The following is a 10,970-nucleotide window of genomic DNA, read 5'->3' on the forward strand; positions in this document are numbered from 1 at the left end:
AGAATCTTCGCCCCAGCATGGACTGCGTCATCGATCCACTGCTCGATCCTGATGACTCGAGTTCGCTGGGAACGATGTCGCGCCGGAAGACACGGTCGTTGTCCTGCGCGGAGAGCCGGTAGGACTCAACGTCGGGCGACGCATCGTCACTGCTCAACGCGACTGCGCCTGCAGTTGTGCGTCGAGCTCGGCGATGAGCTGTGTGTAGCGCGCCCGGGCCTCCGCCACCTGGTCGCGGTTGTAGGCCCGCAGCCGGCGGCGCTCCGCCGCGCACTGCTGCCGGGCCGCCGACCAGGCCTCCACCCGCTCAGCCCGTGGATTCGGCGAGCGCTGCTCGGAGGCCAGCAGCGAGGAGTAGCAGCCGATGGCGTGGCTGATCGCCTCCTGAGCAGCCTCGAAAGCAGTGGATGCCGCCGAGTCCCACGGCCGCGGCCGCAGACGAGCGAGGAGGTCCTGCGCGGTGACCGGCGGACCGCTCGACGTCCTGTCGTCGTCCCTCCCGTCGTCGTCGCGCATCAGCGATGTCCCTCCCAGATGAGCCCCGGCATTCCGGTAGCCATCCTGCGCGGTCACCGTCATCCCTGCAAACACACCCCAATGCCTGATACTCCACAGTGGACAATTATCAATCTACCGCTATTGCGTTCAGCGGTGCTCGTGGGCGAGGTCGGTGAAGCGGCTGTAGTGCAGCTGGTGTGCGACGGTGATCGTGCTGGTCGGGCCGTTACGGTGCTTGGCCAGGATCAGGTCGGCCTCGCCCGCACGCGGATCGTCGCGCTCGAACGCATCGGGCCGGTGCAGCAGGATCACCATGTCCGCGTCCTGCTCGATCGAGCCCGACTCACGCAGGTCCGACAACATCGGACGCTTGTCGTTGCGCTGCTCCGGCCCACGGTTGAGCTGGCTCATCGCCACCACCGGCACCTCGAGCTCCTTGGCCAGCAACTTGATCTGCCGGGAGAACTCCGAAACCTCCTGCTGCCGTGACTCCACCTTGCGCCCGCACGTCATCAGCTGCAGATAGTCCAGAATGATCAGCTTGAGGTCGTTGCGCTGCTTGAGCCGGCGCGCCTTGGCCCGGATCTCGGTCAACGTCAGGTTCGGCGAGTCGTCGATGAACAACGGCGCCTCGGAAATCTCCGACATGCGCCGCGCCATCCGGGTCCAGTCCTCATCGCTCATCCGGCCCGCCCGCATGTCGGCCAGCCGGATCCGCGCCTCGGCCGACAACAGCCGCATCACGATCTCGGACTTGCTCATCTCCAGCGAGAACACCACGCTCGTCATGCCATGGCGAACCGAGCACGAGCGGGCGATGTCGAGCCCGACCGTGGACTTCCCGACGCCCGGCCTGGCCGCGACGACGATCATCTGGCCGGGGTGCAGCCCGTTGGTGATCGCGTCGAGGTCGGTGTAGCCGGTCGGCACGCCCAGGGCCATGCCGCCGCGGGCAGCGATGGCGTCGATCTCGTCCATCGTCGGGGCCAGCAGTTCCTCGAGCGGGGTGTAGTCCTCGCTCGTGGTCCGCTCGGTCACCTCGTAGATGGCGGCCTGGGCGCGGTCGACGACCTCATCAACATCACCGCCATTGCTGCTGGCGCCGTGGTAGCCCAGCTGCACGATCCGGGTACCGGCCTCCACCAGCCGCCGCAGGATCGCCTTCTCCGCCACGATCTCGGCGTAGTAGGCCGCGTTGGCCGCCGTCGGCACCGTCGCGATCAGCGTGTGCAGATACGGCGCACCACCGAGACGGATCAGCTCACCACGGCGCGCCAGCTCCGCCGACACCGTGACCGCATCCGCCGGCTCACCCCGGCCGTAGAGATCGAGGATGCAGTCGTAGACGGTCTGGTGCGCCGGCCGGTAGAAGTCGTCCGGGCGCAGGATCTCCACGACGTCGGCGATCGCGTCCTTGCTCAGCAACATCCCACCGAGCACCGACTGCTCGGCGGTGAGGTCCTGCGGCGGCTGGCGGTAGTCAGGGGCCGCGACGGCGGGCTGCTCGATCGGGACGGCGCTCATCGGCGGTGCCTCCTGCGCGGCAGTCGGGGGCGGGCGAGACGACCTTCGGCACGGGCTCGCTCCAGTGCGCGCTCGTAGGCGCTTGCTTCCGGCGATGCGGGGTCGGCCGGCGAGTCGAGGGCGGGGGCTTCCAGCGCTGACGGTCGCGGGGCCGGCTTCTCCGGGGTGGACGACGTCCGGCGCCAGTCGGTGATCACAGATCGGCGGTGGTCGGGGTTGGCGATGTCCTGCTCGGGGCGGGGGGCGTTGCGGCGTTCGTGGAACTCCCTGGCCCACTGGCGGGTGAGCTGTTCGGTCACGGCCGCCGCAGCCGCGGTCCGCTCGGCCGCGGTCAGCTCGACGTCGGTGGCGGTGAGCTCGCCGGCACCGTAGGCCAGCCGCCTCGCCGCGGCCGCGCCGTGGCGCTCGACGACCTCGGTCCGCAGGGGCTCCCAGACGCGCGGTGCCGCCACCGGGGTACCGGCCACCTGCCACCGCCGGAGACGGTGCTTGATCCAGCCTTCAGGGCGCCGTAGTTCGGCTGCTGGGCAGCGATCGGACCGTCGGGGACCTCCGGTGGCGGGGGCGTGGTCGAGAGCGTGCAGGACGTCGCTGTTGGTCCACCCTGCGCGCCACCAGGGCCGCACGATGGCGCGCAGGGCGCGCGGGCTCACCCGCCACAGCGCACGGTCGGCTCGCTTGAGCTCAGCTGCAGCAGCAAGCATCTGACCAGCACTAACCGGGACCCGAAGATCAAAAAATCCGGGGCTCTTGTGGTCGAGGCGCGGCCCGTTAGGGCCGTCAATAGTGTGGTTGACCTGCGGTTTTGTGTGTGAGCTGTGGATGATTTTTCTCGCGCGCGTAGGAACTACATGTTCTCTGTTAGAAACAGGATTTCTAGAGAGGGTTGGGGTCCGGGTTAGAGCAGTTGAGGCACTGTCCTCAGTGGTCACAGGGACTCGGAGCTGGTAGACCGCGGCGCGGTTTCCTTCGACGTGCTGCAGCGCCATGGGCCGGAACTGGGGCGTCGTGCCGCGCTCCAGCCGGGCTAGCCAGCCAAGCCGGTGCAGCTCGGCGAGCCAGCTGCTCATGGTGCTGCGGCTCCACCCGGTGGCCTCCATGAGCCGGTCCCAGGTGGGGAAGCTGCTGTGGTCGTCCCAGTCCGCGTGGAGCGCGAGGGTGCGCACGAGCAACCGCAAGCGGGCGGCGCAGTCGCGGCGGCGCGCGACGAACCACCGCGAGGCGAATACCGCGTGGGCCCAGTCGTGCGCGGTACGGGGCAGCACGGACTCGGCGACCGCGGGCCGGCCGGTCAACTCAGCAGCATCGGTCTCGCCGCCGCTGGCGAACCAGCAGGGGCCGCAGACGACCGACCTGAGGGGGGTGTTGCGCGCGATCCCGGAGCGCCGAGCACAGCTGACGCACATCTGCGGGGGGCGGTGCGCGAGGGCGTCACGCAGGACCAGGTCGAGCCGGTACGGCCTGATTACGGCCGGCGGCTCCAGCAGCGTGGAGAGAGAGCTACTGGTCTGATCGGGGTGTGTGACGCGGGAGCGTTGTGACGCACCGGGTCCGAAGGCTGTGCGATTTTCCGGGCGCGCGCTACTATTGGAGCGCGCAGGCAAGCGTGTGCGCCTCCCTTCGGGGAGGGGCTGGGTGCCGGAGCTGGAACTCCGCGCCCCGTTACGTGGGCCCGTTCCTCTTGGCCGGAGGGACGGGCCCTAACGTTTTCGGGGTCCTGCTGCACTCAGCCCATTTGAACTTTTGCTGGCGTCCTAGGGCTTAGGCGGTGCGGTCGAGGACCTCCTCGGCGAGCGAGAGCTGCTTGTTGCCACGGTTGCGCGGATCGAGACGTGCGACGCGCTCAAGCGCCTCTTCCACGGCGTCCGGGTGGTCGAGCGCGACGAGCAGCGCCGCAGCGACCCAGTCAGTCTGGCTGACATCACCGCGGGCTTCGTCGACCTGCTCCACGATCTCGGTCCAGACACGGCCACCAACGAGCTTGCGCTCGCCGCGGTAGCTACCGGGTCGGGGCTTGTACTGCCGTCTCGTGGGCATGGCCGGAATCCTGGCACCTGTAACAGCTAAAGCCGGGGCGACGCGCCGATGACGGCACAGGCTTTCTCCCGCATGGCCATCGCATCGGCAAGAGGCCGTCGGCTCAGGCGAGTGGGTCTCCATCATCGTCGACCTTCCTGCAGTTGTCGTGGACGTTGGGCGCCGTACTCGAGTCCGTCAGTGATGGTCCGGTCCACCTCGGCCTGGGTGCATCCGTCGACCCCGACATGCACCGCGGCTGCCGCGGTCAGGGCGTGCCGGGCGATGTCCTCGGGCAGGGCGCCTCCGCCGACGAATTCGCCGAGGATTCGCGCTGCGCGCAGCAGGGTGTAGTGCCGGCGGCCGGTCTTTGCTGCCGCGACGGTCGCGCACTCCGCGTTGATCGCGCTGGTGACGTAGCCCGTCAGGTTGCCGCTGGCAACGGCGTGGACGGCGGCAGGCCGAGGCGCGGGCAGAGTTGGTGCCAGCGCGGTGGCCAGCCAGCCTGGGAGCGGTGCGATGGGGCGACGGTTCACGACGCGGTACATCCCGCCGCGACGGTGCGATCCCGCGGCGACGATGTAGCCGCCGTTCGCGCGGGTGTCGATGCGGGCTCCCAGACGCCCGCCGGTGTTGCGCAGAACCTCTCGATCCGAGACAGCGAAGTACAGATGGTCACCGCCACTCGGCGTACGGACTGTATAGGTATCTCCTGGGTAGTCTTCTCCTGCTTCGTAGGCGACCCCAGCCAGGTGCTCACGTCCTGAGAGCTCGCCCGACTCGCTAGACCGGCCGTCGCCGCCTCGGGCCACATCCAGATCGACGACCACCAGGCCCTTTCCGGTCACCAGGCCAATATTGAAGGGGGCCCGGCAGTACCACCGTTCGATCACCTTGCGGTCTTGCGTGGCGCGCTCCTGCCAGCGCTTGACTGCTGGCGTCTTGCCGAAGGGAACCACCGGGAAGATCGGGAATCGCTCGGCGGCCGCGCGCGCGTCGCGAAGCAGCTGCCGCCTCAACGAGTCGCCGTCCACGTACCATCCCCCTCGAGTCGGTCCTACTGTAGTAGTTACTACTGTACGGATACTAGTGCGACTTGATCTATACTCAACTAGGTGCAGAAGGCAGCTCTCGCCGTCGGAGGTGCGCTGGCTGCCGGTATGACTGCTCTGTTGATGCTGATCGTCCTGGTCAGCAGCTCCGACGAAGCGAACGCCGCCCCCGGAATGCCGGGAGTCGTCTGCGCGCCGCCGGGCGGCAAGCCGGGCGACCCCGTAGCCGGGTTCGCCGGACCCCAGCTTGCCAATGCGGCCGCGATCGTCTCGGTCGGCGTCGAGATGGGCGTCCCCCAACGCGGCCAGGTCATCGCCGTGGCCACCGCGATCCAGGAGTCGAAGCTGCTGATGTACGCCAACTCGACGGTCCCCGCGTCATTGGGCCTTCCCCACGACCGGGTGGGCTCAGACCACGACTCCGTGGGCTTGTTCCAGCAGCGGGCGTCCTGGGGACCGCTCGCAGTACGGATGGACGCGCGCAAGTCCGCACAGTTGTTCTACGCCCGGCTGTTGGCCGTTCCGGGTTGGCAGTCGATGTCGCTGTCCCAAGCAGCGCAGGCGGTTCAGGTGAGCGCCTTCCCGGACGCCTACGCGCGTTGGGAAGAGCCTGCCTCGGCCCTGGTCGGCTCAGTTGCCGGCATCGTGTGCACGAGCCCGGGCGCCTCCTTGGCGACCAACCCGAAGGCGCAGGTGGTGATCGACCGGGCGCTCTCCCAGCAAGGAGTGCCCTACGTGTGGGCTGGCGGGGACGCCAACGGCCCGACCAGAGGCGGGTTCGACTGCTCCGGGCTGATGGTCTACGCCTTCGCTGGGATCGGGGTGACCGTGCCGCACCAGACGCAGTCGATCTGGGCCACCTTCCAGCCCGCCATCACCGACCGCACTCAGCTCCAGCCCGGAGACATGCTTCTGTTCAGCAGCAACGGCACCGCTGGCGGGATCCACCACGTCGGCCTGTATCTGGGAGACGGGAAGATGGTGCACGCTCCCGAGACCGGGGACGTCGTCAAGACGGTCGAGAGGATCTGGAACTCTCCCTACTGGACCAGGGAGTTCATCGGCGCCGTACGAGCAGGTGTTCCTACGCCTCAGTGAGTTCGCACCCGACCTTCCGGGGGTGCGACCAGACCATCTACGACCCCTGTGGCGAGGCTGGGCCGTCGAGGAAACTGGACTTTGGCGATCAAGGAAGCCAGCGTGCCCAGCCCGTGCGGTGCACGCGCCGGCGGCGGGCTCGTTCCTTGCGGTGCAGCCGCTCGATCGCGTGCAGCGTCTCCGGCAAGTCCTCCAAGCCGTTCGCACCGCGCACCGCGTAGGGCAGCCCCGCACGATCCCGAAGCGCGTCCTGCTGGCGGTCGTAGGCCCGGACCACCGCGTCGGCTTCCACCCCGGAGGTCACCACCTCCCCGCAGATCCGCGACGCGTTGTCCCGCTCGTCGCGGCTGTAGGGCCTGCCGTCCGGCAACAGCCCGGCGGGCATGATCATGGCTGGTCCCGGCCACACCAGCTCGCGCTCGTCCGCATCCCACGGCAGACCCACCCACCTATCCGCCCGACTTCGAGTCCGCCCACGGAAACCAAGGGGGCCTGGGCGCTCCCCCGGGACGCCACCCGCTGGGCCGGTCATACACGTACATCACAATCAGCTCGACGTGCTCGGTGCAGAGATTCCGATTCTGGAACGACTCAGTCGCGCGTGCCGGGCATTGCCCGCGATCATCCTGCTGCTGGCAGCGCTCCCGCCACGGCACCTCGGGCTCTGCGATCCGTAGACCGAATAGTTTGCGCACGCTGTCAATCCACACGTCCGTGAGATCTATCAGGCCCTACCGACGAAATTCTGTTTGGGCCAGCTATTCCGACTTTCCTTCGGCCTTGAGCAGACTTTCGATGATGTCGCTCAGGGCCTGCTGTGAGCGCGGGGAGAGCCGCGCGGCGCGCAGCATCATCGACTGGACCAGGTCGTCACGCAGCAGGATCCGCTGGCGCAACTCGTCGAGGTCGAGGTCGGCCGGCTCGTCTTCCCAGAAGAAGGCGGGCGAGACGCCGAAGAATCGGCCGAGTTCCTTGAGGTAGCGCTGCGACGGGTCGGTCCGCTCGCCGTTAAGGATCTTGAGGATGTAGACGCTGCTGATCTCGCCGCCGTTGTCGTTGATCCAGCGCGCGACCTGGGCTGCCGAGTACGGCTTGTCCTCGATGTTGCGGATGTTCTGGAAGAGGTAGTTCAGCCGCTCGGGCATCGTCCCGCGGGGGTTTGCAACCCTCCTGCGGCGCGCGCTGGATGCAGCCACCCCGTCCTGCGTCCCAGCCTGGCGCTTAACCACCTCATCACCCTCCACCGTCGGTACGGGCTCGAGCCCGCGTCGGATCGGGGCAAGCGTACGCACCAGCCGGTGGGCCGCAGTCATGGTCATGCATGACTGTATAGCGTATTGATCAGGCTCTCGGTACAGTCGTACCGTGCTTGCTCGCCTCGACCAGACACCTCCGACCACTCGGATCGGGCCGTATCACGTGTTAGAGGCATGTCCATCGGGGCGGCGGCGCCGCCATCAGCAGAGCATAAGAACATCTCGATCGTACCGACTACTGTCAGTAATCCCCCCTTCTAGGACTGGCTTCGGGTCCGCCGCGGCTGTGCGCAAGGCCCCGAAGGAGGTGGCCAGGTCGTGAGCCGCCGCGATAGCGGGCGCCGCGGCCGTGTCTCCTCCCCTCCCCCGTGGTGGTCTCCATCGCAGGACGATGGCCCAGCCGAGGACCGCCGGGCCGCCGGGTACGCGCCCACGTCAGCGATCGGGCCCGCTCCGACCAGGTTCTCCCCGACACCAACACCGACACCGAGGCCGAGGCCGGTCCCGATCCCGGCGCCGCCTGAGGCGCGGGCGGCGGTGCCGCCGTCCGCGCCACTCGCACCGGTCCCTCTCCCCGTTCCTTCCCCACCGGCTCAGCAGGCGCCGGTTCCGCCGACCGTCCCACCACCGAACGTCCTCGGAGCGGCGCTGGCCGCGGTCAAGAAGCGGTGGGCCCCGCCGGACGCCGGGGGCTCTTCATCGCCCCCTCCGGGCCCGACGGTCGTCGCGCCGCTGCGAATGAACTCGGCGCACAGCGCACCCCCGCCCACCCAGGGGTTCATCCCCCCGGCCAGCAGCGCCCCGGCCGCAGCGGTCCACCGCCCGGTCGATGGCCCTCGCCCAGGTATCCGGACCTCGGTCGATCGCCCGCTCGAAGCGTTGACGCCACCGGATCGGAGCGAGGCAGCACAGCTGGCGGTCTGCTTCGCGACGGACTACCTGTCCTGGGACGAGGCGGTACCGGAGCGCCGTCTCGAGGCTCTCGGCTGGTACCTCCCCCCGGGAGCCGACTGCACGCTCGGCTGGACGGGCAAGGGGCGCCAGCGCGTCGAGGCCGCGCATGCGGGTCGCATCATCAGCGTCGACTACTGGCTCGTCGTCGACGTACGGGCGCGCGTCACGCCCTACCGGCGGCAGTCTGGGCCGCCGCCCGCCATGACCGACGACTTCGAGCTGCTCGAGGGAGCCCGCTGGTCGTCGGTACCGCCTGCGACCGCAGCGGGGTGGGAAGCCGGGCCGTCGATGTGGCTGCGGCTGTCGATCCCCATCCGCCGGCATGACTCAGGAGCGCTCGTCGTGGAGCTGGCCCCGATCCCCGAGAACGCGGAGAGGAACTCATGACCGAGGAAGGCCCGGCCCCGATGCAGCCCTTCGTCCGCGCATGGAGCGGCGCCCTCACCCCCGCCCCCAGCGCCCCCGACGGCGGTCACGCCGTCCCGCCGCAGACAGCTCGGGCCGCTCCAGATCGGGAGCATGTGCCGTCGTCCGCGGCGGTCCCGTCCGGCCCGGTACTGAGGGCAGTTCCCTTCGAGCCTCCCGTGCCCCGCGACACCGCGTCCTCGGCGACCCCGCCGCTCGGGCGCGGCACCGACCGGGACGAACCGGGACCTACCGCCACCACCGGGCCACAGTCCGAGCCAACACCCGAAGCGGCAGCCCTGACCGCCACACCACCAGCGAGCGCTCCGACTGCGCCACCGGAGCACGCGACATTCGACGGCTACCTGCGCGGGCAGAGCTTGCAGCTCCAGGTACCGCGCCGCGGCCTGCGCGCCCTCCTCTGGAGGGCCAGCGGCGGCCGGATCTCAGTCGGCGCCTCAGCGCGCGAGCTCTCCGAGCGTGTGCACCTCGACAGGATCCGGACGCCGTTGACCGGCTGGCACACGATCACGGTGGCGAGCAGCAAGGGCGGGGTGGGCAAGACGACGACGTCGGCGCTGCTGGGTCTCACTCTGGCCGAGCACCGCGGCGATCGGGTGGTCACCCTCGACGCCAACCCCGACGCCGGCAACCTCGCTCAACGACTGCTCGGCTACCGGGCCCCCGCGACTGTCCGGCAACTGCTCGAACAGGAGAATCTCGATCAGCTCGCCTCGTTCACCGAGGTCAGCCGGTTCGTCAACACTGCCGGACGCCTGCAGGTGCTGGCCAGCGACCTCGATCCGGCGATGTCGGAGGCGTTCAACGCCGAGGAGTACCGCCGCGTCCTGGCGCTGCTGACCAGGTTCTTCAACATCGTCATCACCGACAGCGGCACCGGGCTGATTCACTCGGCCATGACCGGAGCCTTGGAGACGACACGCAGCCTGATCGTGACGGGCAAGCCCACGATCGACGCCGCCGAGGGGATCACGACGACGCTGGATTGGCTCATCGCACACGGTTTCGACGAGCTCGTCCGCGATGCGATCGTCGTCCTGACCTGCGATCGGCAGGCCCACAGCATCGACCCCGCTGCCCTGCGTGAGCACTTCGCCGACCGCTGCCGCGCAGTCGTCGAGTTCCCAGCCGATCCGCACCTCACCGAGGGCGGCCGGATCGACCTCGAGATGCTGCGGCCCCGGACACGCCAGGCCGGTCGCGAACTCGCAGCCCTGGTCGCGGAAGCGTTCACCTGGGACTTCCCCGCCCCGGACGGCTTCACGACCGGCGGGCGGTGACGGCGATGGGCCCTCTCAAGATGGTCGTCACCGCCGCACTGGCCACCTCGTCACTTCTCGGTTCCTTCACCGTGCCCGCCATCGGGACCCCAGCCCAGCTGCCTACGCCCGCGGCTGCTGTCGCTCTGGCCGCCGGATGTGGATGGCGCCAGACCGCTCAGCAGCTCTTCGACAATCTGCGGTCGGCCGCTGACCCAAGAGGAACGCGGCTGCGGGACAGCCTTGCGGCGGCAGGCGCCGGCACACCGGCCTTTCTCGCGGGCTGCGCCGACACCGCCCCCGGCGTGACGGGCAGGAACACGAGCACGTGCCCGTCTGGTGCGCGGCCGTACTTCCCGAAGGCCGACTGGCTGTGGTCCCCCATCCCGTCGGGGGCGAAACTCGACCCGTCGTCGACCGCGATGGCCAGGGACCTGGCCTCCGGCGATCACATCCTCAACACCGGCGAGTTCGGCGTCGCGCTGGTCCACCCCGACCAGATCAGCGCCTCCACCCCACGCTCGACGGTGCCGCTGTCGGAGAACTGGGGCGGCAACCCCCTGGCCGGGCTGAAGGTGCCGGTCCCGGCGAACCTGAAAATCCCACCCGGCTCCGACGGCCACGTCGCGATCGCCGACCCGACCACCGACACCGTGGTCAACCTGTGGGTCACCAAGAAGACCGGCACCGGACTGGCCGCGAACTGGGGAGCCGCCACCCCCCTCGACGGTGACGGCCGCGAACACAACGGCTCCTCCACCGGCGCCGGCATCGCCCGCTACGCCGCGGTCGTGCGCGCCTCGGAGATCGCCGCGGGCACGATCCCGCACGCCCTGTTCTTCTCCACCAACATGGTCAAACCCGGCGAGGTCCGCTACCCCGCCACC

10 protein-coding genes and 2 pseudogenes are annotated in these 10,970 nt (G+C 69.2%); 4 read left to right on the top strand and 8 right to left on the bottom strand.

The genetic code is table 11. The features are described 5' to 3' along the window. Positions 1 to 153 precede the first annotated feature (153 nt). The 6 genes and pseudogenes from TOK_RS05860 to TOK_RS05880 form a co-directional block, all read right to left on the bottom strand. Positions 154 to 579, bottom strand: a complete 426-nt coding sequence (locus TOK_RS05860; protein WP_098956774.1) for a hypothetical protein — start codon at positions 577 to 579, stop codon at positions 154 to 156. A gap of 66 nt (positions 580 to 645) precedes the next feature. Continuing rightward, on the bottom strand, positions 646 to 2,022 hold the full coding sequence (gene dnaB / locus TOK_RS05865) for a replicative DNA helicase (protein ID WP_098956775.1): 1,377 nt from the start codon (positions 2,020 to 2,022) through the stop codon (positions 646 to 648). Next, positions 2,019 to 2,474, bottom strand: a complete 456-nt coding sequence (locus tag TOK_RS33815; protein WP_253258203.1) for a hypothetical protein — start codon at positions 2,472 to 2,474, stop codon at positions 2,019 to 2,021. Before TOK_RS33815 ends, dnaB begins: the two co-directional genes overlap by 4 nt. A gap of 588 nt (positions 2,475 to 3,062) precedes the next feature. After that, positions 3,063 to 3,428 (bottom strand): annotated as a pseudogene (locus tag TOK_RS35245) (helix-turn-helix domain-containing protein); the annotation flags it as partial. A 355-nt stretch (positions 3,429 to 3,783) separates the two neighbouring features. Then, a complete protein-coding gene (locus TOK_RS05875) occupies positions 3,784 to 4,059 on the bottom strand; it encodes a hypothetical protein (protein ID WP_014203913.1) in 276 nt (91 codons plus the stop codon). 122 nt (positions 4,060 to 4,181) lie between these two features. Next, a complete protein-coding gene (locus tag TOK_RS05880; RefSeq protein WP_172457430.1) occupies positions 4,182 to 5,072 on the bottom strand; it encodes a bifunctional DNA primase/polymerase in 891 nt (296 codons plus the stop codon). 81 nt (positions 5,073 to 5,153) lie between these two features. Between TOK_RS05880 and TOK_RS34865 the strand changes: the two genes are divergently transcribed. Continuing rightward, the gene (locus TOK_RS34865) at positions 5,154 to 6,188 is read left to right on the top strand and encodes a C40 family peptidase (RefSeq protein WP_141566276.1); all 1,035 of its coding nucleotides are present in this window, start codon (positions 5,154 to 5,156) and stop codon (positions 6,186 to 6,188) included. 88 nt (positions 6,189 to 6,276) lie between these two features. On the opposite strand, the gene TOK_RS05890 is transcribed toward TOK_RS34865, so the two are convergent. Then, on the bottom strand, positions 6,277 to 6,633 hold the full coding sequence (locus TOK_RS05890; RefSeq protein WP_216361870.1) for a hypothetical protein: 357 nt from the start codon (positions 6,631 to 6,633) through the stop codon (positions 6,277 to 6,279). 313 nt (positions 6,634 to 6,946) lie between these two features. Continuing rightward, positions 6,947 to 7,507 (bottom strand): hypothetical protein, encoded by a 561-nt coding sequence (locus TOK_RS05895; RefSeq protein WP_141566277.1) that lies wholly within the window; start codon positions 7,505 to 7,507, stop codon positions 6,947 to 6,949. Positions 7,508 to 8,323: 816 nt separating this feature from the next. Between TOK_RS05895 and TOK_RS05900 the strand changes: the two genes are divergently transcribed. The 3 genes and pseudogenes from TOK_RS05900 to TOK_RS05910 all read left to right on the top strand — a co-directional run. Further along, a complete protein-coding gene (locus tag TOK_RS05900) occupies positions 8,324 to 8,785 on the top strand; it encodes a hypothetical protein (RefSeq protein ID WP_098956779.1) in 462 nt (153 codons plus the stop codon). A 527-nt stretch (positions 8,786 to 9,312) separates the two neighbouring features. Further along, complete coding sequence (locus TOK_RS33825) at positions 9,313 to 10,104, top strand: MinD/ParA family protein (protein ID WP_253258204.1); 792 nt, start codon at positions 9,313 to 9,315, stop codon at positions 10,102 to 10,104. 284 nt (positions 10,105 to 10,388) lie between these two features. Beyond that, positions 10,389 to 10,970, top strand: a pseudogene (locus TOK_RS05910) (hypothetical protein); the annotation flags it as partial.

Origin of the sequence: Pseudonocardia sp. N23 (assembly GCF_002583555.1) — a bacterium.
GTDB lineage: Bacteria > Actinomycetota > Actinomycetes > Mycobacteriales > Pseudonocardiaceae > Pseudonocardia.

What these genes read in the sequence shown, in the direction of transcription:
- TOK_RS05875 (WP_014203913.1), bottom strand. Translation starts at nt 4,059, where the DNA reads ATGCCCACGAGACGGCAGTACAAGCCCCGACCCGGTAGCTACCGCGGC.
- dnaB (WP_098956775.1), bottom strand. Translation starts at nt 2,022, where the DNA reads ATGAGCGCCGTCCCGATCGAGCAGCCCGCCGTCGCGGCCCCTGACTAC.
- TOK_RS05860 (WP_098956774.1), bottom strand. Translation starts at nt 579, where the DNA reads ATGACGGTGACCGCGCAGGATGGCTACCGGAATGCCGGGGCTCATCTG.
- TOK_RS05895 (WP_141566277.1), bottom strand. Translation starts at nt 7,507, where the DNA reads ATGACCATGACTGCGGCCCACCGGCTGGTGCGTACGCTTGCCCCGATC.